Source organism: Mesorhizobium sp. 01N446, assembly GCF_056399285.1.
In genome coordinates this window covers 359,500-383,226 of sequence record NZ_JBFTRA010000003.1, presented here as the reverse complement: position 1 = coordinate 383,226, position 23,727 = coordinate 359,500, and the positions used below count along the sequence as shown (strand labels likewise).

The 23,727-nt window shown below is 65.0% G+C and carries 23 protein-coding genes; 11 read left to right on the top strand and 12 right to left on the bottom strand.

Annotation, left to right across the window (positions count from 1 at the left end):
- Positions 1 to 57: 57 nt before the first annotated feature.
- Together AC1DPX_RS16080 and AC1DPX_RS16075 are read right to left on the bottom strand one after the other, a co-directional pair.
- Entirely contained in the window at positions 58 to 2,772 is a 2,715-nt protein-coding gene (locus tag AC1DPX_RS16080; protein ID WP_477237998.1) for a winged helix-turn-helix domain-containing protein, read from the bottom strand.
- A complete protein-coding gene (locus tag AC1DPX_RS16075) occupies positions 2,769 to 3,416 on the bottom strand; it encodes a GNAT family N-acetyltransferase (RefSeq protein ID WP_477237996.1) in 648 nt (215 codons plus the stop codon). The genes AC1DPX_RS16080 and AC1DPX_RS16075 overlap by 4 nt, the downstream gene beginning before the upstream one ends.
- A gap of 177 nt (positions 3,417 to 3,593) precedes the next feature.
- On the opposite strand from AC1DPX_RS16075, the gene AC1DPX_RS16070 reads away from it, so the two are divergent.
- The 4 genes from AC1DPX_RS16070 to AC1DPX_RS16055 are packed head-to-tail and all read left to right on the top strand — an operon-like array spanning position 3,594 to position 7,930.
- The gene (locus AC1DPX_RS16070) at positions 3,594 to 4,895 is read left to right on the top strand and encodes an ArgE/DapE family deacylase (protein ID WP_477237994.1); all 1,302 of its coding nucleotides are present in this window, start codon (positions 3,594 to 3,596) and stop codon (positions 4,893 to 4,895) included.
- Positions 4,892 to 5,950, top strand: coding sequence for a phosphotransferase (locus AC1DPX_RS16065; RefSeq protein ID WP_477237992.1), 1,059 nt, complete (start codon positions 4,892 to 4,894; stop codon positions 5,948 to 5,950). Before AC1DPX_RS16070 ends, AC1DPX_RS16065 begins: the two co-directional genes overlap by 4 nt.
- Entirely contained in the window at positions 5,951 to 7,261 is a 1,311-nt protein-coding gene (locus AC1DPX_RS16060) for an aspartate aminotransferase family protein (protein ID WP_477237990.1), read from the top strand.
- Positions 7,262 to 7,273: 12 nt separating this feature from the next.
- Positions 7,274 to 7,930, top strand: coding sequence for a GntR family transcriptional regulator (locus AC1DPX_RS16055; RefSeq protein WP_477237988.1), 657 nt, complete (start codon positions 7,274 to 7,276; stop codon positions 7,928 to 7,930).
- A gap of 24 nt (positions 7,931 to 7,954) precedes the next feature.
- Here the strand turns inward: AC1DPX_RS16055 and AC1DPX_RS16050 are convergent, their stop codons facing one another.
- From AC1DPX_RS16050 to AC1DPX_RS16030, 5 genes are read right to left on the bottom strand one after another with little or no spacing between them, the layout of a single operon-like run.
- Complete coding sequence (locus AC1DPX_RS16050; RefSeq protein ID WP_477237986.1) at positions 7,955 to 9,259, bottom strand: NAD(P)/FAD-dependent oxidoreductase; 1,305 nt, start codon at positions 9,257 to 9,259, stop codon at positions 7,955 to 7,957.
- Positions 9,256 to 10,236 carry a branched-chain amino acid ABC transporter permease gene (locus AC1DPX_RS16045; RefSeq protein ID WP_477237984.1) on the bottom strand — a complete coding sequence of 327 codons (981 nt, stop codon included), beginning with the start codon at positions 10,234 to 10,236 and terminating at the stop codon, positions 9,256 to 9,258. The genes AC1DPX_RS16050 and AC1DPX_RS16045 overlap by 4 nt, the downstream gene beginning before the upstream one ends.
- A complete protein-coding gene (locus tag AC1DPX_RS16040) occupies positions 10,233 to 11,141 on the bottom strand; it encodes a branched-chain amino acid ABC transporter permease (RefSeq protein WP_477237983.1) in 909 nt (302 codons plus the stop codon). Before AC1DPX_RS16040 ends, AC1DPX_RS16045 begins: the two co-directional genes overlap by 4 nt.
- The gene (locus tag AC1DPX_RS16035; protein WP_202355539.1) at positions 11,138 to 11,887 is read right to left on the bottom strand and encodes a branched-chain amino acid ABC transporter ATP-binding protein; all 750 of its coding nucleotides are present in this window, start codon (positions 11,885 to 11,887) and stop codon (positions 11,138 to 11,140) included. The genes AC1DPX_RS16040 and AC1DPX_RS16035 overlap by 4 nt, the downstream gene beginning before the upstream one ends.
- Positions 11,884 to 12,684, bottom strand: a complete 801-nt coding sequence (locus AC1DPX_RS16030; protein ID WP_477237981.1) for an ABC transporter ATP-binding protein — start codon at positions 12,682 to 12,684, stop codon at positions 11,884 to 11,886. Before AC1DPX_RS16030 ends, AC1DPX_RS16035 begins: the two co-directional genes overlap by 4 nt.
- Positions 12,685 to 12,808: 124 nt before the next feature.
- Between AC1DPX_RS16030 and AC1DPX_RS16025 the strand changes: the two genes are divergently transcribed.
- From AC1DPX_RS16025 to AC1DPX_RS15995, 7 genes are all read left to right on the top strand, one after another.
- Positions 12,809 to 13,537, top strand: a complete 729-nt coding sequence (locus AC1DPX_RS16025) for a GntR family transcriptional regulator (protein WP_477237979.1) — start codon at positions 12,809 to 12,811, stop codon at positions 13,535 to 13,537.
- Positions 13,534 to 14,022, top strand: a complete 489-nt coding sequence (locus tag AC1DPX_RS16020; protein WP_477237977.1) for a DUF3830 family protein — start codon at positions 13,534 to 13,536, stop codon at positions 14,020 to 14,022. Before AC1DPX_RS16025 ends, AC1DPX_RS16020 begins: the two co-directional genes overlap by 4 nt.
- Position 14,023: 1 nt before the next feature.
- Positions 14,024 to 14,377: a TIGR04076 family protein gene (locus tag AC1DPX_RS16015; protein WP_477237975.1), complete on the top strand. Its 354-nt coding sequence runs from the start codon at positions 14,024 to 14,026 to the stop codon at positions 14,375 to 14,377.
- Entirely contained in the window at positions 14,374 to 15,429 is a 1,056-nt protein-coding gene (locus AC1DPX_RS16010) for an aldo/keto reductase (RefSeq protein ID WP_202355534.1), read from the top strand. The genes AC1DPX_RS16015 and AC1DPX_RS16010 overlap by 4 nt, the downstream gene beginning before the upstream one ends.
- The gene (locus tag AC1DPX_RS16005) at positions 15,426 to 15,857 is read left to right on the top strand and encodes a hypothetical protein (RefSeq protein ID WP_477237973.1); all 432 of its coding nucleotides are present in this window, start codon (positions 15,426 to 15,428) and stop codon (positions 15,855 to 15,857) included. Before AC1DPX_RS16010 ends, AC1DPX_RS16005 begins: the two co-directional genes overlap by 4 nt.
- A gap of 49 nt (positions 15,858 to 15,906) precedes the next feature.
- Positions 15,907 to 17,166 (top strand): ABC transporter substrate-binding protein, encoded by a 1,260-nt coding sequence (locus tag AC1DPX_RS16000; protein WP_202355532.1) that lies wholly within the window; start codon positions 15,907 to 15,909, stop codon positions 17,164 to 17,166.
- 213 nt (positions 17,167 to 17,379) lie between these two features.
- A complete protein-coding gene (locus AC1DPX_RS15995; protein ID WP_477237971.1) occupies positions 17,380 to 18,777 on the top strand; it encodes an FAD-binding oxidoreductase in 1,398 nt (465 codons plus the stop codon).
- 24 nt (positions 18,778 to 18,801) lie between these two features.
- On the opposite strand, the gene AC1DPX_RS15990 is transcribed toward AC1DPX_RS15995, so the two are convergent.
- From AC1DPX_RS15990 to araD1, 5 genes are all read right to left on the bottom strand, one after another.
- The gene (locus tag AC1DPX_RS15990; RefSeq protein ID WP_477237969.1) at positions 18,802 to 19,602 is read right to left on the bottom strand and encodes an ABC transporter permease; all 801 of its coding nucleotides are present in this window, start codon (positions 19,600 to 19,602) and stop codon (positions 18,802 to 18,804) included.
- A complete protein-coding gene (locus tag AC1DPX_RS15985) occupies positions 19,599 to 20,471 on the bottom strand; it encodes an ABC transporter permease (RefSeq protein WP_477237967.1) in 873 nt (290 codons plus the stop codon). Before AC1DPX_RS15985 ends, AC1DPX_RS15990 begins: the two co-directional genes overlap by 4 nt.
- Complete coding sequence (locus AC1DPX_RS15980; RefSeq protein WP_477237965.1) at positions 20,468 to 21,571, bottom strand: ABC transporter ATP-binding protein; 1,104 nt, start codon at positions 21,569 to 21,571, stop codon at positions 20,468 to 20,470. Before AC1DPX_RS15980 ends, AC1DPX_RS15985 begins: the two co-directional genes overlap by 4 nt.
- A gap of 77 nt (positions 21,572 to 21,648) precedes the next feature.
- Positions 21,649 to 22,674, bottom strand: coding sequence for an ABC transporter substrate-binding protein (locus AC1DPX_RS15975; RefSeq protein ID WP_202355527.1), 1,026 nt, complete (start codon positions 22,672 to 22,674; stop codon positions 21,649 to 21,651).
- A 52-nt stretch (positions 22,675 to 22,726) separates the two neighbouring features.
- A complete protein-coding gene (gene araD1, locus AC1DPX_RS15970; RefSeq protein WP_477237963.1) occupies positions 22,727 to 23,725 on the bottom strand; it encodes an AraD1 family protein in 999 nt (332 codons plus the stop codon).
- Positions 23,726 to 23,727: the final 2 nt, after the last annotated feature.

Below are 23,727 nucleotides of genomic sequence, written 5' to 3'. Positions count from 1 at the left end.
GGCTAGCAGGCTAACGATGCCATGGCCCGACCCGAAAGAGGGGGTTGTGCCAGATGTCTATGCCCCTCCTTTCGGAGGGGGGCGGAGGTTCGCGGCCGCCTGCGCGGCACGCACGGCCTGGACGCGGTTCGACACCGAGAGCTTGCCGAAAATGTTCTTCAAATGCCATTTCACCGTCGTTTCGCTGACCGACAGCGCAACCGCGATGTCCCTGTTGGACATGCCTTCCGACAGGCAGCGCAGCAGTTCGGTCTCGCGCTGGGTGAGTTGTTTCTTTTCCGCTGCCGGTGCCGCCTGCTTCCGCATCGCCACAGGCATGGTCTGCGCGGCATCGATGATGCGTGTTGCATAGGCCGACAGGGACGGGTCGGTCTTTGCCTGCGCGGCGCGCAGCCGCATCAACGCTTCGACCACAGGCCTGCCCTCGTCGACGAAGGAGCGGATGAAGCCGGAAGGCTGGGCAAGGCGCAGCGCTTCGAGGAGATGCCGGTCGGCCTCGCGCTGGTCATTCCTGGCGCTCTTGGCGCGCAGGATCAGCGCCAGTATGTGGCGGCGCATGCGCCCGCTGCTTTTGGTCCGCTCCAGCAGCGCGTCGAAAAGCGCCGCGGCAGCCGCGTAGGATTTTTCCGCCGTCAGCAGCCGGCCTTCGGCGAAGAACTCGAATTCGTTGGCGACGGTGGGGGCGGTCTCGGCGCTTTCGCGGCGATGCTCGTCGAGCAGGGCGCGTGCCTCGGCGATGCGGTTCTGATCGATGAGCAGCCGGATGCGGTCATGCACCAGCACCGACGCAAGGCGGCGGTAGACGGAACCGCGCACGCGCTGGTAGACGCGCTCCAGCATGTCGAGCGCTTGGTCTGCGCGACCGGTCAGCTGCAGCACGCGGGCATAGGTCGGCACGCTGGCCAGGGGATAGACGATGACCGCGGCGCCCTCGATCAGCGGTCCGAGATTCTCGACAAGCGTCAGCGCCTCGCCGGATGCGTTGGTCTCATAGGCGAGTTCGGCGAGCAGCGTTCCGGCCAGTGCCTCGGCATAGGAGTTCGCGCCGATCCGCGTCCTCGCCTCGATAATCGTATTGCGCAGCAGCCGTTCCGCCGCGGGCAGGCGGCCGGCCGAGCGCTCGATCACGGCCATGTAGCAATTGGCGATGGTGACGCCGAGTAGGCTGCCGCTTCGCTCATGCGCCTTGCGCGCCGCCTCCGCCGCCGCCCGCGCACCCTCGAGGTCGCCAAGCGCGTAGAGATTGTAACCGATGACATTGGCCGTCGCGCCTTCCATGAACCAGGCGTCGGGCGCGATGATGCGCAGGGCGGCAAGTGCTGTGTCTCGCGCGTCCTCGAACTGCTCCAGCGTGCTGTGCACGGCGGCATCGAGGACGGCGATTTCGGCCTCGATCGTGGTGCCGGTCAGCGTGCCCGGATCCTTGCCGTCGGCCGGCCCGGTCTCAACCAGCTTGCGCGCATTGGCCAGCGTCTGCTGGGCGATCTCGGGCTGGCTTGAGTGCACTGCCAGCCACAGCACGATGAGCTGCAACCGGATGCGCTGGTCGACCAGGTTCCTCGGCAGCAGCGCCAGCAACTGCCTGACATAAAGCAGCTGGCACTGGGCGATGAGTTCGAGCGCGTTGTTCTCGACGAACACCGCCGCGCGGGCCTGGTCGCCGGCGGCGAGCGCATGCCCGATCGCCTCGGTCAGCATCTTGCGCTCGCCGAACCATTCGGCCGCGGCCAGATGTAGCGGCGCGATCATCTCCGGCTCGCGCCGTTCCATTTCGCGGCTGAGGAAGTCGTGGAACAGGTGATGATAGCGGAACCAGCGCCGCTCCTCATCGAGCGGCACCAGGAACAGGTTGCGGGTCTCGATCTCGGTGATGTCGGTCTCGGCGTCCGCCGCGCGCAAGACCGCCCGGCACGCCTCGGCGCTGAAGCGCTCGAAGATCGAACTGTGGAGCAGGAATTTCGCCAGCGCCGGCGGCAGCCCCAGGAAGACTTCGCCCATCAGGAAATCGGCGACGTTGCGGTTGGCGCCGGTGAAATTGCCGATGACTGTTTCCGGAGCATGCGCGGCACTGAGCGACAGCGAGGCGAGCTGCAGGCCGGCGGCCCAGCCTTCGGTCCGCGAGCACAAGGTCTCGACGGTGCCGCTGCTGACGCTGAGGCCCAATTTATCGTTGAAGAAGGCTTCGGCTTCGGAGGAAGCGAAGCGCAGATCGTCCGCGCCGATTTCGAAGACGTCGCCAAGCACCCTGAGCTTGCCGAGTTGCAGGTCGGGCAGGTTGCGCGAACCGATGACGAAGGCGACGTTGGCGGGCGCCTGCCGCGTCAGCCGCTCCATGAACCGCTTGACCGCCGGCGCTTCGATGACGTGGTAGTCGTCGAAGAACAGGGTGATCTCGGCGTCCCGCGCTGCAAGACCCGCCACCAGTGCTGCGAGCACCACGTCGAGCTGCGGGATCGGGCTCGACTGGAAGGCGAGGTCGAGTTCGGCCGGGTTCTGGACGAGATGGCGTAGCGCCCCCACCAGATGCGACAGGAAGGCGCCTTCGTCATTGTCCGTCGCCTCGCAGGACAGCCAAGCGGTCAGCCGGCCGTGGCGCGCGACCTCAGCTGCCCACTGCGCCATCGTCGTCGACTTGCCGAAGCCGGCGGGCGCGGCGAACAAAACGATGCGCGTATCGACATGCCGCTCCAACCCCGACAGGATGCTCTCGCGCCGCACCCACCGGCGATGGTGGGGCGATGCCTGGCCGGCTGGTTGCGAAGACGGTCTCATCTGGCGCCGGGCACCCATTCCGTTTCGATCAACGGGATTTGCGGGGCTGCATCGCGCGGCAGGGTTCCCTTGATCCGCGGATCGTCGGTGATTTCGAAACCGGCCGCATAGGGCTCGAACCCGCAAGCCCGGTAGAAACCGATGACGCTGTGATGATCGATACTGCTGGTGTGCAGCCAGATGCGGCCAGGGTCGAGGCGCCATGCCTGGTCGAGCGCACCGGCCATCAGCCGCTTGCCGAGACCGCGGCCGGTCAAGGCGGGGAACAGGCCGAAATAGGTGATCTCGATCTCATTGTCGTCGGCCACGCGGAATTCCACCATGCCGACATGGCGGCCGCTTTCATCATGGCCGTAATACAGATGCTGGCGCGGGTCGGCGAAGTGTGCCGCGATCTCTGTATCCGACATTTCGGCAGCGCGGTCCCACAGCCAGGGAGCGCCGATCTCGAGGAAGATCGCGCGGTAGGCGGCGCTGTCGGGTTTGGTGATCCGGGTCATTGCCAAGGGCTGGGCGAGACATGGCATAGGCGCGCGCGCTTCCATCCACGTCACCGCATTGACGATCTTGCCGGCCGGCACGCGCCGGTAGCCGGACGTGAGATCGGTGATTTCATCCGGCAATGGGCCTTCGGTGACCAGCATTTGTCCTCGATCTCTGCCATGCAGTCGCGCCGGCATGCAGGAAGCTGATGCCAACTCCGAGCCCGCCTGCCAAGAGCTTCCCGGGTTGGGCCATCGTTTTGGCCCCACCTGTCTCTTCGCCTTTCCCTGGGATGGCATATGAGATATGATACACCATTCACGGGAAAGCGGAATATCATGCCTGAGCGGATTGCCGACGAAGCCATTTTGCGCGCGGTCGATGACGGCTTCGCACGGCAAGTCGCATTCCTGGCCGACCTCGTGCGCTTTCCTTCCCAGCGCGGCGAGGAGCACGCCGCGCAATCCTTCATGGCGGCCGCCTATCAGGCCGACGGTTATGCGGTCGACATGTGGCGTGTCGATGTCGACGCGATCCGCGACCTGCCGGGGTTTTCGCCGGTTGCCGTCTCCTACGACGACGCCTTCAACGTCGTTGCCACCCACACGCCACGGAACGCTACCGGCCTCTCGCTGATCCTCAACGGCCATATCGACGTGGTGCCGACGGGGCCGCTCGACCGCTGGGTGCGCGATCCCTACGACCCGGCCATCGAGGATGGCTGGATGCATGGCCGTGGCGCCGGCGACATGAAGGCCGGCCTGTCGGCCTGTCTCTATGCGCTCGCCGCCTTGCGCAGCCTCGGCTATCAGCCGGCCGCGAACGTCTACCTCCAGTCGGTGGTCGAGGAGGAATGCACCGGCAATGGCGCGCTCGCTTGCCTGCAGCGCGGCTACCGCGCCGACGCCGCCTTCATTCCCGAGCCCTTGGAACCGCGCCTGATGCGGGCGCAGGTCGGGCCGATCTGGTTCAGGGTCGAGGTCGACGGCGATCCGCAGCATGCGTCCGGCGCTTTCTCGGCCGGCGCCAACGCCATCGAAAAGGCCTTTCTCATCATCCAGGCGCTGAAACAGCTTGAAATCGTCTGGAATGCGCGCAAGGTCGACGACAAGCATTTCTGCGATCATCCGCATCCGATCCGCTTCAACCTCGGCAAGATCGAAGGCGGCGAATGGACATCGAGCGTTCCGGCGCGCTGCGTCTTCGAGATGCGGGTCGCCACCTATCCCGGCCAGAAACTGGAGGACGCCAGGGCCGAACTCGAAGCCTGCATCGCCAATGCGGCGCGCGCCGATCCGTTCCTGGCCAATCGTCCGCCCAAGATGACCTATAATGGCTTCATGGCCGAGGGCTATGTGCTGGAAGGCGCCGACGAGATGGAAGCCGTGCTGCGCCGCAGCCATGTCGCCGTGTGGGGCGAGCCGCTGACGGAACACGTCACCTCGGCGACCACCGATGCGCGCTTCTTCGGCCTCTATGCCGACACGCCGGCGATCGTCTATGGCCCGATCTGCCGCATGCCGCATGGCTATGATGAGGCCGTCGATCTGGATTCGGTGCGCAAGGTCACCCAGACCATCGCGCTGTTCATCGCCGACTGGTGCGGTCTAGAGCCCATCGGTCCGGAGGCGAGCGCATGAACGCAGCCGTGACTGACGCTTTCGGCGAAACGCTGGCCGAGGACGCGCCCGATGTCTCGATTGCCGACGCGCTCGCCATCTTGCGCCGGCACTATGGACTGACCGGCAGCGCGCGCCCGCTGCCGGGGGAACGCGACCACAATTTCCACATCCAGACCGACGGCGACGGCGAGTTCGTCCTCAAGGTCTCCCACCCGGCGGAAGAGGCCGGCTTCACCGATTTCCAGAACAAGGCGCTCGACCATATCCTTGCGGTCGACCCGACCTTGCCGGTTCCTTCGGTGCGCAAGAGCCTTGCGGGCGAAGCGCAGTTCACGGTCAGCGTCGGCGGATCGGCGCCGCGCATCATCCGGCTGGTCACCTATCTGCCCGGCCAGTTGCTGTCGCGTTCGCCCACATCGGCGGCGCAGGATCGCAATCTCGGCATTTTCCTCGCCCGCCTTGGCCGGGCACTGCGCGGTTTCTTCCATCCAGCGGCCGGCAGCGACCTGCTCTGGGATATCCGCAAGGTCGCCAAGACGCGGCCGATGCTGGCGCATATCGCCGATGCCGGCCACCGGGCCATGGTCGAGCGTGTGATCGACGCTTTCGAGACGCATGCGGCGCCTGTCATTCCGAGCCTGCGCGCGCAGATCGTCCACAACGACATGAATTCCTACAATGTGGTGATGGACGCGTCGCGGCCGGAGGTGGTCAGCGGCATCCTCGATTTTGGCGACATGATCCATTCGCCGCTGATCTGCGACCTCGCCATCGGCGCCGTCTACCGCTGGCCGGCGGAGGGGCACCCGCTGGCACCGGCCGCGCGTTTCGTCGCCGGCTATCAGTCGGTGCAGCCGCTCGAGGCCGAGGAGATTGGCATCCTTTTCGATCTGATCCGCGCTCGCCTCGCGCTCATCGCCAACATCGCCAGCTGGCAGGCGGAACGCTTTCCGGCCAAGCGCGACTATGTGCTGCGCCTCATCACCGAGGTCTGGACTTCGCTCGAACGGCTCGATGGGCTGTCGTCCGCGGATGCCCGCCGCTATTTTCTCGACCATTCCAATCCGGAGTAGATGCTCGTGTCCCAGTCTTCGCCATATCCTGCAAATGCCGACTCGACAGCGTCCGAGCACGCCCTGCTCGAACGCCGCGCCAGGCTGCTTGGGCCGACCTACCGCGCCTTCTATCGCAACCCGATCCATCTGGTGCGCGGCAGCGGCGTCTGGCTCTATGATGCGCAAGGGCGCAAATTCCTCGATGCCTACAACAATGTCGCCTCGGTCGGCCACTGCCATCCGCGCGTCGTCGAGGCGCTGTCGGGGCAGGCGGCCACGCTCAACACGCACACGCGCTATCTGAGCGAGATCATCCTCGACTACGCGGAAAAGCTGCTTGGCACGGTTCCGGCCCATCTCGGCCATGCCATGTTCACCTGCACCGGCAGCGAGGCCAACGACCTCGCCATCCGCATCGCCCAGCATTCCACCGGCAACACCGGCGTCATCATCACCGACTTCGCCTATCACGGCGCCACGATCGCCACCGCGCAGCTGTCGCCGGCGGCGGTCGGCGCCAAGGGCGTGCCCGTGCACCACCGCACCGTGGCAGCGCCCGACACGTTCCGCCACCAGGGCCGCGCCGCGCATGACTTCGCCAAGAATGTCGCCGCTGCCATCGAGGACATGCGTGCGCAAAATATCCGCCCGGCGGCACTGCTGCTCGACTCGGCCTTTTCCAGCGACGGTATTTTCTTCCCCGATGCGGCTGTCATGCGCGAGGCGGCGGATCACGTCAGGAAGGCCGGTGGCATCGTCATTGCCGATGAGGTTCAGTCCGGCTTCGGCCGGCTCGGCCAGGGCATGTGGGGTTTTGCCAATTACGGCCTCGAGCCCGATATCGTCACCATGGGCAAGCCGATCGGCGACGGCCATCCGATGGGCGCGGTGCTGGTGCGGCCGCGGCTTGTCTCGTCCTTCGGCTCCAACACCGGTTATTTCAACACTTTCGGCGGCAACCCGGTCGCCGCCGCCGTCGGCATCGCAGTTCTGGAGGTGATCGAAGGCGAAGGACTGATCGAGAACGCACACATGGTCGGCGCCTATACAGCTGAGTTGCTGCGCAATTTGCAGACCCGGCACCGCATGGTCGGTGACGTCAGGCACAACGGCCTCTATTTCGGCGTCGAGCTGACGGCCGATGGCGACGAGGCGCTGGCCGCGAGCAAGACATCTTCTGTAGTCGAAGCCATGCGCGAGGACGGCGTGCTGATCTCGTCCTGCGGTCCGCGCGGCAATGTGCTGAAGATCAGGCCGCCGCTGCCCTTTGCCAGGGACAATGCCGAGCAACTGGCCGAGACGCTCGACCGCGCATTGTCGAATTGGTGATCGGGACCGCGCATGCTGAAGCTCGAACATCAAACCCTCAACGACCGCGCCTATGGCGCGCTCAAGCAGGAGTTGATTTCAGGCGGTTTCAGCCCGGGCCAGACGCTGGTCATCCGCAAGCTTGCCGAGACCTTCGGCATCTCGACGACGCCGATCCGCGAGGCGCTGCAAAGGCTGGTCGCCGAGCGGCTGCTCGAGATGCAGAACAACCGCTCGATAATCGTGCCGCTGCTATCCGTCCCTGCCTTCGAGGAACTGACTCAGATCCGCATCGCCGTCGAAGGACTGGCGGGCGAGATGGCCGCGTTGCGGATGAGCGAAAGCGGATTGGTCGAGATCCAGACGACGCTCGCCGGCATGCAGCGCGCCATCGAAGCCGGCGATGCCAGGACCTATCTCTCGCTGAACGAGGCGTTTCACTTCGCCATCTACCAGCATGCCGGCGCGCCGATCCTGTTGAACATGATCCGCGACCTCTGGGGCCGCGTCGGGCCTTATCTCAAGCTTCTGATGCAGGCCGATCGCTACATTCCGCTGTCGAACGATGCGCATCGTCGGATTGTTGCCGCGTTGGAGCAGCGCAATGGCCCGGCTGTGCGGGTCTCTCTTGAACAGGACATCGCCGTGGCAGCCGCGGTTCTTTCCGAAAATCTGCGCATGACGGCCTGATCCGCGCGACCAGAAGGGATCGTTTTATCCGGTCTCGTCCAGCCGGTCGCGCAGCATGCTCCAGCCGAGCAGCATGTTGGGCGCGTGCCGCAGCACCGCATGGAAGGGGATCGGCGCCGGCGGTGCGAACGGCAGCGGCAAATCACGAGCCTCGATTCCCGCAGCCCAGTCGGCCAACACCTTGCCCATCACCGTCGTCATGGCGATGCCGCGCCCGTTGCAGGCGCGGCCGGCGATCAGCCCCGGCCCGAGGTCCAGCAGGTGCGGCAGGAAATCCGGCTCGACCGCGGCCATCCCCGACCAGCCACGGGCAAGCGGCGGCAGGTCAGGCAAATCGAGATGCCTGGCCAGCCGCCGCCAGATCGTCTGCGGCACGCGCGTGTCGGCGCCGGCGCCCAGAATGTGCATGCCGCCGCTGATCAGCCGGTTGTCGGCATCGAAGCGGAAGGTGAAGAGATTGCGCCTGGTGTCGCCGACGCCTTGCCCGCCGGGAAGCAGACGCGCCCGCACTTCACGCGGCAAAGGCTCGGTCGCGATCTGGAAGATCTTCAGCGGAAAATAGCTTCGTTGCAGCAGCGGATTGAGCGACCCGCCATAGGCGTTGGTGGCGATCAGCACCTTGCCGGCACGCACCGAGCCCGACGGCGTTTTCAGCGACCAGCCATCGGCCACGCGATCGACCGAGGTGACGCGCGTTTGCTCAAAGAGGCGCGCGCCGGCCTTCTCCGCCGCATCRGCCAGTCCGTTCGCATAGGCGACCGGATTGAGCACGCCACCCGAACGGTCCATCCAGCCACCGACATAGCCGCGCGCCCCTGTCAGCGCCTCGACCTGTTGCCGATCCAGAATAACGGCAGGCCGGCCGCGCCGCGCCCATTGCCCGGCACGCGATTTGACCTTCTCGAACGCTGCCGGCGAATGCGCCGGCTGGATCCATCCGTTCTGCACGGCGTCGCAGTCTATGCCGTGCCGTTTGATCAGGCCGAAGACCAGGTCGGCGCTGCCGGCGGCAAAGTCGACCAGGCGTTCGCCGCGCTCGGAACCGAGATGCGCAAGGATGTTGTCGGGATCCATCTTGGCGAAGTTCGGCACGACGAAACCGGCATTCCTGCCGGTCGCGCCCCAGGCGATGAGTTCGGCTTCGAGCACGGCGACCGAGAGGCCTTTTTCTGCGGCATGCAGCGCGGTCGACAGGCCGGAAAATCCAGCGCCGACGATGGCCAGATCGACATCCAGCCCGCCTTGCAGCGCCGGCCGTTCCCGGCGGTTGCGGCTGACGGCGTGCCAGAGCGACGCGCCATGCGTCCCGTCTCGACCGAGGGCATTCATGAATCGGAGCCGCTTTCGCCGGCAGCCAGTTTCGCCCGCTTGCCGCGTAGCCGCTGTAGCCTGTCGCCGAACAGCCCGTTCGGCCGGATCAGCAGGATGACGCAGAGCATGACGCCGATGGCGACGATCTGCAGCGAGGCCGCGCGCGCCTGCTGCTCGGGCGCGAAAAGCACGCTGGTCAGGGTCCCCGATCCGGCCCAGATTCCCCAGACCAGGATGCTGCCGATGACCGCGCCAAGATTGCTGCCCGAGCCACCGACGATCAGCATCACCCAGACCTGAAAGGTCAGGATCGGCAGATAATTGTCCGGCGCGATGAAGCCGGTGAAATGCGCCTGCAGTGCCCCGGCCAGTGCCATGATGGCGCCGCCGACGGCAAAGGCCTGGACGCGGTAGAAGCGCGCGCTTTTGCCGAGCGAGATCGCCGCCCGCTCATCCTCGCGCAAGGCCTTCAGCACGCGTCCCCAGGGGCTGCGCGACAGATGCTCCAAAGCGAAAAAGACAACTAGCGTCACCGCGCAGACGACGGCGAGGTTCGACAGGTTGAACAGCAGCGGCGTCTCGGCAAGGCTGCCGAAGGGGCGTGGGATGAAGCCGATGCCGAACGGCCCGCCGGTCAGCTTCTGTGCGTTGAGTGCGACGAGTTGCACGACCACGGCAACGCCGAATGTGGTGATTGCCAGATAGTCGGACCTGAGCCGCAGCGTCGCCATGCCAGTCAGAGCTGCGGCAATGCCGCCGACGATCATGGCGCCGAGCCAGCCGACAAGGATCGGCAGGCCGAAGCCACCGAGCCGCGCGGCATCGTCAGGCGTGGTCAGCAGCGCGGAGGTATAGGCGCCGATGGCGACGAAGCCGGCGAGGCCGACATTGAACAGGCCGGTCAGCCCCCACTGCAGATTGAGCCCTAGCGTGACCAGCGAGAAGATCAGCCCGGTGGTCAGGAAAAAGGCGCCGTAGCCGATGAGATCGATCATCTTTCCCGAACTCCGAAAAGGCCGATCGGCCGCACGAACAGCACCGCCATCAGGATGATGAAGGAGACGGCGGCGCGCCATTCGGCGCCGATCAGCTGCACCGCGCCGGCTTCGGCCAGCCCGATGATCAGGCCGCCGAGCACTGCGCCCGGAATGCTGCCGATGCCGCCCAGGATGGCTGCGGCGAACATCGGCAACAGCATGTCGAAGCCCATGAACGGGCGGATCTGCACCAGGATGCCGATCATCACGCCGGCGACGCAGGCAAGCGCGCCGCCGATGACCCAGGTGACGCGCACGACGCTGGCGACGTCGATGCCGACGATACGGGCCAGTGCCGCGTTCTGGCTCAGCGCCTGCATGGCGCGGCCGGTCTGCGTGCGCGTCATCAACAGATGCACGCCGAGCACAAGCACCGCGGTCAGCAGCAGAAGCGCGATCTGGTCGGGCGTGATGCGGATGCCGAAACCGACCGGCATGGCGATCTGGATCGCCCGGCTGAAATAGGTCGGACGCGAAGTGAAGGTGAATTCGAGCAGGCTGCGCAGCGCCATGGACGCACCGAAGCTCGCCATCACCACAATGATCGCCTGGCCTTGCGAACGCAGCCGCGAAAACAGCACTCTGTCGAGCAGCAGCGCCAGCAGGGCGGTGAAGGCCATGCCGACGACCAGCGCAACCAGGAGCGGCCAGCCGAAGGATAGCGGCGCGATGGGTGCTACCTTGCCGAAGGTGGCGCCGATGGCGCTGACCACGGCCAAAGTCGCATAGGTGCCCCAGGCCATGAAGTCGCCATGGGCAAAATTCGAGAAGCGCAGGATCGAATAGGTCAGCGTCACGCCAATCGCGCCAAGGCCGATCATCGACCCCGTCAGCAACCCGTCGACGACAAATTGCAGGCTCATGCCGCGCCTCCCTTGCCGGCGCGAGAAGGGCGTTGGCCAAGATACAGCTCGGCGACGACCGGGTCGTTCCACAGTTCGGAAGCGACGCCTTCGTGCCGGTCCTTGCCCTCGACCAGCACATAGGCACGGTCGCCGATGGCCAGTGCCGCCTTGGCGTTCTGTTCGACCAAGAGGATGGTGACGCCGGACTTGCGGATGCCGGCCAGCATCTCGAACACCATCGACACGAATTTCGGCGACAGGCCGGCCGACGGCTCATCGAGCACCAGCACCTTGGGATGGACGATCAGGGCACGGGCGACCGCGAGCATCTGCCGCTGTCCGCCCGACAGATTGCCGGCGGCGGTGCGGCGCTGGCGCACGAGATCTGGGAAGGCCGCATACATCTCGTCGATACGCGCAGGGATTTCACGCCGCTCGAGGATCCCGCAGGCGACTTTCAGATTGTCTTCGACCGACATCAGCGGAAAGATGTTTTCGGTCTGCGGCACGAAGGCCAGGCCAAGCCGTACCATGGTGTGGGCGGGTGCCGCGGTAATGTCCTTACCGTCCAAAAACACCGTGCCGCCGGTGATCGGGACGAGACCGGCGATCGCCTTGATGAAACTCGATTTGCCGGCCCCGTTGGGGCCGAGCACGACGACGATCTCGCCCTTGCCGACGGTGATCGAAGCGCCGCGCACGATTGGCACACCCGGCTCGTAGCCGGCTTCGAGATCACGGACATCGAGGACGGTTTCGCTCATGCCGTGCCCCCGAGATAGGCGTCGATGACGCGCGGGTCGCGGGCGACTTCTTCCGCCGTGCCTTCGCTGAGCAATTGGCCGCTCGCCATGACCAGCACGCGGTGGCAGAGCCGCGTCACCATGTCGATGTTGTGCTCGATCAGCAGGAAGGTAATGCCGCGCGCATTGATGTCGCGGATGCGGTCGATGATGACTTCGAGCAATGTTGCGTTGACGCCCGCCGCCGGTTCGTCGAGCAGGATGATCGCCGGGTCGGCCATCATGACGCGGGCGAGTTCGAGCAGCTTGCGCTGGCCGCCGGAAAGCACGCGCGCGGGCTGATGTGCGAGATGCGTGAGGGTGACCAGTTCCAGCAGGTCGAGCGCCTTTGCCCTGGCCGCTTCTTCCTGAGCCGCCACCCGCCACGGTGTGACGAAGTTGGCCAGCAGCCTTTCGCCGGCCTGGCCCTGTGCCGCCAGCATGATGTTTTCGATCAGCGTCAGATTGGGCAGCGGGCGCGGGATCTGGAAGGTGCGGCCGAGGCCACGGCCGATGCGCAGATGCGCGGCTTCGCCCGAGACGCGCACGCCGTTGAGCAGGATATCGCCGCTGGTCGGCAACAGGCTGCCGGCAAGCAGGTCGAACATCGTCGTCTTGCCGGCGCCGTTCGGCCCGATCAGGCCGAGGATTTCGCCTGCTTTGACGTCAAACGACACATCGTTGACAGCAACAAGGCCGCCGAACCGCCTGACGACATTCCTCGCCGTCAGAACCGGCGCACGGGTCTCCTTCCCCTGCCTTTCGGTCGCCTCGCTCATCAAACCCTCTGGCCGAAGACGATCGTTGTCGCCTCCTGATTTTTGATTTGTGATCACACTTGCTTTGATCACGCTATTCGGCTTTAATTTCATCCGCAAGCCGAAAACGGGGCAAAAGCCGGGAATGCAGAAGGCTGCCATCGAGCGAAACAACGAAACGATCGCAGCCCAGCTGACGCCGGTCGGCCGCGAAACCGTGCAGGATCGCGTCTATTCCGAGTTGCGCCGCGCCTTGATCGGCGGCCTTTTCGAACCGAACCAGGTGCTGACCATCCGTGGCCTTGCCGATGCGCTGGTCACCTCGACCATGCCGGTGCGCGAAGCGCTCGGCCGGCTGATCACGGAAAAGGCGCTGGAGGCGCTGCCCAACCGCTCGGTGCGCGTGCCGCCGATCACGCTGGAGCGTATCGATGACCTTCTGCGCGCCCGCTCACTCATCGAAGGCGAAGCGATCGCGCTTGCCGCCACGCGCATGAACCCGCGCCAGATCGCTTCGATTGAAGCCATGCTCGGCGAGTGGGACGAGATGCGGGCCCTCAAGCACAAGAAGGATATCGACCGGGAAGCGACGCTCAACCAGAGCTTCCATTTCGAGATCTACCGCTGCTGCGGTTCGGCCGTGCTGATCCCTATGATCGAAAGCCTGTGGCTGCAATCGGGCCCCTGCATCCGCGTCGCCATCTACGCCTTTTCCGACGCCGGCGAGGTGGACACCGCGCACTATCACCGCAGCATCGTCGCGGCTCTCGCCAAGCAGGATGCGCAAGCGGCGCGCGAGGCGCTGGTGGCCGATATCAGCCGACCCTTTGCCTTCCTGCGCGACAAGCTCCAGTCCACGAAAGACCCGACATGACAACGCCCGCCATCAGGATCACCGAGCCGCGCTCGAAGCTTTCCGTGACGGCGCTGCTGCTGCCCGAAAAGGCTCCGGAAAACGCTGCCTTTCTCCAGACCTACCTCGCCACGCCACGCGTGGTCCCCGGCATCCATGCCATGTGGACCGGGCCAGAAATTTCCTGCCCGGTTCCATCGGTGGATCTCGAAGGCCGGTCCTTCGCCAAACCGTTGCCGGCGGAGAACGCGACGCTGACGCCGCAGCCGGGCGACATCGTGCTGTCCTATGTGTCGCCGCGCATGTGGGGCGGCAACCCTAATGCCATTTTCGACATCGGCCTGTACTACGGGCAAGGCGCGCGGCTTTTGTTCCCGATCGGTTGGCTGGCCGGCAGCGTGGTGGCGCAGGTGCTGCCGCAGGAGCGTGAGCAGTTCGCCGCCGCCTGTGGCGTCATCCGCCGCAACGGCGCCTGCGATGTCACCTTCAGCCTGGTGGAGGCCTGACATGGCCGACGACAGTTTCGAACTCTTCGACCTTCGCGTCGAGGCGGTCGTCCCCGAGGGCAGGCCGATCTATTGCGGCGCCAGGGCCGGCGACTATTTCGAGCTGAAGGGCGAGATGCTGTCGATGCCAGCAGGGCAGGGCTTCTCGATCTACTCGCTCGCCGCTGTGCTGCCGCTGCTGGCGGCAAAGCAGCGCCCCACCGACGCCAATGACTGGATGACCTCGGATGCCGAGATCGCTTGTCCCGACCCCAACTGCGCCAGCCGGCTCAGGATCGTCAGGACCGGCAAACGGCGGTTCAGCCATGCCGAGACCACGGCCGTGCCGCTGCCGAAGGAGAATGACAAGGGATGACCGCCAAGACTTTCGAACTCGGCCCCGGCTACACCATCTCGCGCGTCATTCGCGGCGGCTGGCAGCTTGCCGGCGGCCATGGCGCCATCGACCGCAACCAAGCGGTGACCGACCTGATCGCCACTTTCGATGCCGGCATCTGGACCTATGATTGCGCCGACATCTACACCGGCGTCGAGGAACTGATCGGCGCCGCGCGCCTGCGCCTGGCCAGCGCGCGCGGCCTCGACATTGCCGCAAGAATGAAGGTGCACACCAAACTGGTGCCCGACCTCGAAAGGCTGGCCACGATCAGCCGGGATTACATCAGGGGCATCGTCGATCAGTCGCTGCGCAGGCTGAAGACGGAGCGGCTCGATCTCGTGCAGTTCCATTGGTGGGACTATGACCAGCCTCGCTATGTCGAGGCGATGGGCTGGCTCGACGAGCTTCGGCGCGAGGGCAAGGTGCGCAATCTCGGCACCACCAATTTCGACACGCCGCGGCTCGCCGAAATCCTCGCCGCCGGCATTCCGCTGGTCAGCCAGCAACTGCAGTATTCGGTGCTCGATCAGCGGCCAGCACACAAGCTCGCAGCGCTTGCGAAGACAAACGGCGTCTCCTTCCTCTGCTATGGTTCGGTGGCCGGCGGCTTCCTCAGCGACAGATGGCTTGGGGTCGCCGAACCCGCGACGCCGCTCGAAAACCGCTCGCTGGTCAAATACAAGCTGATCATCGACGATTTCGGCGGCTGGGACCTGTTCCAGCAACTGCTGCAGGCACTGAAGGCCATTGGCGACCGCCACGGCGTCGACATCGCCACCATCGCCAGCGCCTGGGTGCTGGAACAGCGCCAAGTGGCGGCTGTCATCGTCGGCGCCCGTAACCAGGCTCACGCATTGGCCAATGCAAAGATCATGGACGTCGCACTCGATGCCGACGACCACGCGAAGATCGCAGCCGTGATCGCGCAAAGCCAAGGTCCCCTGGGCGACGTCTATACGCTGGAGCGCGACCGGCATGGCCGCCACGGCTCGATCATGCACTACAATTTGAACGCAGGCCGCACATGAGCGCCAGCAACCCCACACTGTTTTCGCAGGCCAGCGCCGAGGTCGTCGGCCTGCATCGCTTCTTCGTAGACTGGTTCGTCGCCGCGCGTGCCGACACGGTGGATTTCTCGCGCTTCGAGCGCGCCATGGGCGAAGGCTTGACCATGATCGCACCGAGCGGCCAGATCCTGGACCGTGACGCCGTGATTGATCATGTCCGCTCAAGCCGCGCCACCTGCGACGAAGGCTTTGCCATTTCGATCGAGGATATCAGGCCCGGTTGGCAAACCGAGGACTCCATCGTCGTCCTTTACGCGGAGGCGCAGTTGCGCGGCGGCAAGCACAGCCGCCGCCAGTCGAGCGCCGTCTTCACCACCAGTTCATCGGCGCCCAACGGCGTCGAATGGCGACACCTGCATGAAACCTGGCTGCAGGTGCCGGAACGCTGAACAGGCTCCAGAGATCAAATTAGTGTCGAGTAACGAAAGGGGAACAACAATGAGAAAGACAATACTCCAACTCACCACCGCGCTTGCTCTCGTCACCATGGCGGGCGCCGCGCAGGCCGCCGACTGCAAGATCACCGTCGGCCTGGTCATGGAACTGACCGGTCCGGCCGGCGAATACGGCCAGGCCGGCGCCAAGTCGGTCGAAATGGCTTTTCGCGATATCAACGACGCCGGCGGCGTGCGCGGCTGCGACCTGGTGACCGACACGCGCGACAGCCAGAGCCAGGGCAATATCGCCGTCGACGCAGCGACCCAGCTGGTTCAGGTCAAGAAGGTGCCGGTGATCATCGGCGGCATCATCTCGTCGGTGTCGATCCCGATCCTGACCTCGGTCACGGCACCTGCCAAGATCGTCCAGGTGTCGCCGGCGTCCTCCTCGCCGACGCTGACCGCGCTCGGCCGCGACGGCAAGACCAACGGCATCTTCTTCCGCACCATCACGTCCGATGCGCTGCAAGGTGTGGCCGCCGCCAAATACGCCATCGACAAGGGCTTCAAGAAACTGTCGATCATCCACGTCAACAACGATTTCGGCGTCAACATGGTGGCCGAATTCTCGCGCGCCTACAAAGCGCTCGGCGGCACCATCGTCTCCGACACGCCCTACAACGAGAAGCAGTCGAGCTATGCCTCGGAAGTCACGGCTGCAATGGCCGGCGAGCCGGACGGCCTCTATCTGGTCAGCACGCCGGTTGACGGCGCAACCGTCGCCCGCACCTGGATTTCGCAAGGCGGCGTGCAGAAATTCCTGCTCAATGACGGCATGAACAGCCCTGACTTCATCGAGTCCGTCGGCGCCGACTATCTGAAGGACGCCTATGGCACGTCGTCGGGAACCAGCCCGACCGCATCGACCGAGTATTTCACCAAGAACTACAAGGCGTTCTCCGGCATCGAACCGTCCAATCCGGCGGCCGACCGTTCCTATGATGCCGGCGCCATTGTCGGCCTGGCCATCGCCATTGCCGGCTCGGAGGATCCGGCCAAGATCAAGGATGCCATGTACAAGGCCGTCGACCCGGCCGGCACGCCGATCTTTGCCGGCAAGGAGGAGTTCGCCAAGGCGCTCGGCCTGATCAAGGACGGCAAGCCGATCCGCTACGAAGGCGTCATCGGTCCGGTCGCCTTCGACAAATTCGGCGACATCACCGGCCCGTTCCGGCTGTGGAAGATCATCGACGGCAAGGTGACCACGGACGGCGAAATGACCACCGACGACGTCAACGCGCTGCAGGCCAAGCTTCAGTAAGCAGACACAACGGCCGCCGGCATCAACCGCGTCCTGCCGTGATTGATGCCGGTGTCACCCAGGGCAGGCGATATCGCTTGCACGACAGGCGATCCCGAATAGGATCGGCTGGCTGCACTTGAAGGATGGCGAGCGTGTCGGACGGAAATACTCATCGGCCCATCCGGTCGTTGGACGCAGACGACGCGCTTCGCCACGCAGGCGCCTGAGCCGATGTCGCCCGAAACGCAACGGCTTCTCTCCGCCCTTGGCGATCGGCTGGGCGCGGGCGGCGTGCTTGCCGGCGCCGATGTCGACCAGCGCTATCGCGACGACCCCGACGGCAAGCTTGGCGTGCTGCCCGAAGTGGTGCTGCGTCCGCGCGATACTATTGGTGTCGCGGCAGCGCTCGCTGGCTGCAACGCTGTCGGCCAGCCGGTTGTCATCCAGGGCGGACGCACGGGGTTGGCCGGCGGCACCCGTGTCCAGCCGGGCGAGATCGTGCTGTCGCTCGAGCGCATGAGCGGCCTCGCAGTGCCGGACACTCAAGCCGCCACCATCGTCGCCGAAGCCGGCGCGACGCTGCAGGCGGTGCAGGAGGCGGCCGACGGCGCCGGGCTGATGTTCGGCGTCGATATCGGCGCGCGCGGTTCGGCGACGGTTGGCGGCAACATCGCCACCAATGCCGGCGGCATCCGCGTGCTGCGGTATGGCATGTACCGCGCGCAGGTGCTGGGACTGGAGGCCGTGCTGGCCGATGGCAGCGTGCTGTCCTCGCTCAAGGGCCTGCGCAAGGACAATTCTGGCTACGACCTCGGCCAGCTCTTCATCGGTGCGGAAGGGACGCTCGGCGTCGTCACCCGCGCCGCGCTCCGGCTGCATCCGAAACCGGCCTCCGAGGTGAACGCCTTCTGCGCGCTCGCTTCGCTCGATGCGGCGATCGCCTTGCTCGGGCTGCTCAGACAAAAGCTCGGGCCGTTGTTGTCCGCCTATGAGGTGAATTTCGCACCGCTCTATGACGTCATGGCTGCCAGCATGGCGATGCCGGCGCCGTTGCCGGCGGGCTCACCTGTCTATGTGCTGGCCGAAATCCAGGGCAGCGAGCCCGAGCGTGACGGGGAGCGCTTCGCCGAGGTTCTGATGCAGGCTGTCGAGGACGGCGTGGTCGACGATGTCGTCGTCTCGCAGTCGCCGCGTGAATTCCGGGCGCTCTGGGACGTGCGGGAGGACGCCAATCGCGTGCTGTTTTCGATCAAAGGCCTGATCGGCGTCGACATCAGCATCCCGCTGGCGCGCATGGGCGCGTTCCTGCAGGAAGCCGACGCCGCCATCCATGCCGTCGACCCCGGCGCCGACATCTATGTCTTCGGTCATCTCGGCGACGGCAATCTGCACTATCAGGTTCTGACGGCGGATCCGGCGGCCGCCTACGGCATCGTCTATCGCGGCGTGGCGGCGGCGGGAGGCGGCGTTTCGGCCGAGCATGGCATCGGCCTCGACAAGAAGCAGTGGCTGCATCTGGTGCGCAACGACGCCGAAATCGCCACGATGCGGCGGCTGAAGACGGCGCTCGACCCGAAGAACATCCTCAATCCGGGACGTGTCTTCGACCTCGATCCAACTGCCCGATGATAAGCGTCGGCCTGTAGCCGGCACTCAGCTTCGCTCCGTTGCCATCTGCCTGGGGATCAGGAAACGGGCGGCGAGCACGCACAGCAGCACGGTGAACATCAGGATCAGCGCCACCAGCGCATTGATGTCGGGCGAGAAGCCAAGCCGCATCATGGCCCACAGCCGGACGGGCAGCGTGCTTTGCGTGCCGGTGACCAGGATGGTGATCATCGTCTCGTCGAACGACAGGGCGAAGGCCAGGATGGCGCCGCCGACCATCGCGCTCGACAGGTTCGGCAGGATGATGCGCCAGAAGGTCTGCCAGCCGGTGGCGCCGAGATCGTAGGACGCCTCGACCAGCGTGCGGCTCATAGACTGCAGCCGCATCAGCACGGTGCGGTAGACGATCGCCAGCACGAAGACCGTATGGCCGATGACGACCGTCAGCAGTGAGCGTTCGAGGCCGATCTCGCGGAAGAAGATCAGCAGCGCCAGGCCGCTGATGATCGGCGGCATCAGGAACGGCAGGAAGATGATGAACTGCAGGATCGAGCGCCCGGAGCGGCGGCCGTGATAATAGAGCGCCAGCAGCGTTCCGCTGACCACCGACAGGATGACGGTGCAGATGCCGACGATCAGAGTGGTGCGCAAGGCGGCCAGAATGTCATGGTTTTCGGCCAGCGCGACATAGGTCGCAAGGGTGGGTGACGACCAGTCGACATTGCCGTGCGAAATGGTGAAGAACGACGACACGATCGGCACGAACAGCGGGCTGTAGAGCAGCACCGCGACGAGCGTCGTGATCGCTGCCAGGAAGATTGTGGAGGGGCGGGGCAGCGCGTTCATAGCGACGTTCCCCGGTTGCGACCGGACCGTTCGCCGACCAGGATGGCGCAAATCACCACGATCGCCAGCGCCACCGAGAGTGCCGCGCCGAACGGCCAGTTATAGGCCGTGCCGAACTGACTGTAGAGGATGCGGCCGAAGGTGAAGCCGCTGATCCCGCCGACCATTTGCGGCGTCAGGAAATCGCCGATCGCCAGCACGAAGACGAAGCTCGCCGCCGAGGCGACGCCGGGCAGGCTGAGCGGCAAGGTGATGCGCAGGAACGTCTGCAGGCCGCTGGCGCCAAGATCGTCGGAGGCACGCAGCAAGGTCTGCGGTATCCGCTCCAGCGACAGGAAGATCGGCAGGATGGCGAAGGGGATCAAAAGCAGGCTCAGCGTCAACAGGATGGCGTTCATGTTGAACACGAAGAGCGTCGACGGCTCGTGCAGGATGCCGATTGCCACCAGTGCCTTGTTGAGGAAGCCGTTGAGGCCAAGGATGCTGCGGATCGCATAGATCTTGATGACGTAGCTCATCAACAGCGGCACCAGAAGCAGCATCAGCAGGGCGTAACGCCACCGCCCTCGCAGCGTCGTCAGGAAATAGGCGGCGGGGTAGGCAAGCAGGATGCAGATGACGGCGACCGACACACACAGCACGATGGTGTTCCAGAACACCGGCAGGAAGATCGGATCGGTGAAGAACCTGAGATAGTTGCCGAGCGTCGGCGTGTAGACGATCGTGCCCTGGTCGACGCTGAAGAAACTGTAGACCAGGAAGATCGCCAGCGGCACCAGCACGAAGATCACCGGCAAGGCGAAAGCCAGCACCGTCACCAGCAGCGAGAAGCGCCGTTCGGCGGAAGATATCGAGCCGGCCGCGCTCATGCCAGCACCAGATGGCCTTCATGCGGCGCAAAGCAAAGCGATACCGTTTCGCCGGATTTCAGCGCGCTGCCGTCGATCCGGCTCGGCATGCGCAGCCGCAGGCGTTGCGCGGCAGTGTCCGCCCCCGCCGTGATGGTGGCGACGGTCGACGAACCGGCAAAGGCGAGGTCGGCGATGCTGCCGGAAAAGCGGTTGCCGCAGTCCGTAGCATCCGCAAGATGCAAGGCCTCGGGACGGAACGCCGCGAAGGCGCCGGCGCCATCCGCTGCGGCCTTCAGATGCGGTTGGTTGCTGATCGAACAGACAAGCCGCCCAAGTGCCGTCTCGATCGTCCGTTGATCACCCTGGACAGGACCGAGCTTTCCGGCCACCAGATTGTTCTCGCCGAAGAAGCGCGCCACGAACTCGCAATTCGGCTTATAGTAAAGCTCGTGCGGCGTGCCGAGCTGGCGGATATGGCCGGCCTGCATGACGCAGATCCGGTCGGCCATGCCGATGGCTTCCTCCTGGTCGTGGGTGACGAACAGGAAAGTGGTCTTGATCTCGCGCTGGATGGATTTCAGGAATTCCTGCATCTGCCGGCGCAGCTCCAGATCGAGCGCGGCGAGCGGTTCGTCGAGCAGGATCAGGCGCGGCTGGCAGATCAGCGCGCGGGCGAGCGCGACACGCTGGCGCTGACCGCCGGAAAGCTGCGCCGGAAAACGGTCGGCGAAGCGCCCGAGCTGCACCAGCTCGAGGGCCTCCGCCACGCGGCGCGCGATTTCCTTGCGCTTGACATGGCGCACCGAGAGCCCATAGCCGACATTGCCGGAAACGGTCATATGCGGGAACAGCGCATAGTCCTGGAACACGGTGTTGAACGGCCGCTTGTTGATCGGCATGCGGCTGATGTCCTGGCCGTCGAGGTGGATCTCGCCCGCGGTCAGCGGCTCCAGCCCGCCGATCAGCCGCAAGACGGTGGTCTTGCCTGAACCGGACGGTCCAAGAACGGTCAGGAACTCGCCATCCCGGATGGACAGGTCGATGTCGTGCAGAACGGGAACCGTGCCGTAGGATTTCGAGACGGACCGCAGCGTCAGCAGGTCGGTGTTCTGGTTCATGATATGGTCTCGCATGCGCTGCGGCGGTCCGGAACGTCCGGACCGCCGGGTCCTTCCAGGTCGGGCTGCGGATAGGATCAGGGCGTCGCCTTGATCTCGTTCCACATGTCCGACCGCTTCAGCGGGTCCTCGACATTGTTCAGCCAGACCAGCTTGTCGTTGCTGCCGGCGCTGCTCGACTCCACCACGGTGTTGCCGAAGCCGGTACGCTCGGAAAGCTCGCCGCTGACCTTCTTCGTCAGCATGAAGTCGATCCATTTCTCGGCCGCCGCATTGTCGCGCACGCCCTTGGAGATCACCCAGTTGTCGAGCCAGGCCAGAGCGCCTTCACTCGGATTGACGTAGGCGACATGGGCGCCGATCTTCTGCAGCGCCTTGACCTGCTGCTGGCCGTAATTGGCCCAGATCAGGGCAACGTCATTGTTCTGGTAGATCTGCTGCGCCTCGTCGGCGGTGGTGTAGAAGCTGAGCACATTGCGCTTGAGTTCGACGAGCTTGGCCTTGACCGCCGCCATCTGCCCGGCGTCGAGGTTGAACGGATCCTTGTAGCCTAGCGTCAGCGCGGTGAACGAGAAATTGTGCTCGCCATTGTCGTAGGCCAGGACCTTGCCCTTATAGGCCGGGTCCCACAGCACCGACATCGACGTCGGCGCCGGCTTGACCTTGTCCGTGTCGTAGATCAGGCCGATGGAATCGAAGCAGAACGGAATGCCGTAGACCTTGCCGTCCTTGGTGTCGCCGCTGACCTGAGACAGATCGCGGAAGCGCGGCAGAACCTCTTTCTGGTTGGGCAGCTTGGTGATGTCGATGGGCGACACCAGATCGGCCTTGATGTATCGCTGCAGCTGGGCGGTGTTGACGGCGAAGACGTCGAAATCCTGGCCTTCGCTGCCCTTGATCTTGGCCCAGATCTCGTCATCGCTGCCGATGAAGACGACATCGACGCCGATGCCGGTGGCGGCGGTGAAATCCTTCACCCAGTCCGCGTCGGCATAGCCGTCCCACGCAAGCACCCGCAGGTTCGCGGCCAGTGCCGCCGATGTCATCAGGCCGATGCCGAGCCCGATTGTCGCCAGTCTTAGAAACGCTTTCTTCAGTCCCATTTTTAATCTCCCATTGTCGTTCTGGTGGACCGTAATTTCCGGACCTCTGCCGTCACAACTGGGTGACGGTGACCAGTCCCTCGTCCGGCACCGCCACCATCCGGTTGCGCAGCGGCTTGCCGAATGCCTGTGCCTGGATTTCGTACTCGTCGCCGGAAGCTGTCTTGATGCCGGAGGCGTAACTCATCACCGCCGCGCCGAAGAAATAGGCGTGCAGGTCGCCCGCCCTTCGGTGCATCGGGTAGCGGAAGTGGAAGTGTTCGAGATTGGCGATCGAGTGTGACATGTGCGCTTCGCCAGACAGGAACTCCTGCTCCCAGATGACAGTGCCGTCGCGCAGGATGCGGGACTGGCCCCGAACCTCTTCGGGCAGGTCGCCGATCAGCAGCTCGGGTCCGATCGAACAGGAGCGCAACTTGGAGTGAGCGAGGTAGAGGTAGTTCTCGCCCTCCGTCACGTGGTCGGAGTATTCGTTTCCGAGCGCGTAGCCGATGCGATAGGGATGGCCGTCCGGGCCATTGAGGTAAAGCCCGACGATCTCGGCTTCCTCCGCTCCGGCTTTCGCGAATGCCGGCATCGGCAGCTCGGCGCCGGGCGGCACAACGCAGGTGCCGACGCCTTTGAAGAACCACTCGGGCTGGATGCCGATCCTGCCAGCGCCAGGCTTTCCGCCCTCCAGGCCCATGCGGAAGATTTTCAGCGAATCCGATTCCTCGGCACCGTCGCCATGGGTCAGAACATGCATCTGGTTGCGTGCGGCGGCACTTCCGGTATGGGTCAGGCCGGTCCCGGTAACCAGGAAGCGCGCCGGCTCCGGGTGGTCGACGGGAGCGAGCACACGGCCATCGCTCAGCAACTGGTCATAGTCGATCTGCTCGGCCGTCGTGCGCTCCTCGACGAGCGCCGCAATGGACAGGCCGCGCGCGATCGCGGCTTCCGCCAACTCCAGCACGGTGCTCGTTCCCGTGAGCGGGTGCAGATGATCGCCATCCTTGGAGACACGGCCGACCCGCCTGCTGCCATCCGGCATTCTGTATTGAACAAGACGCATGG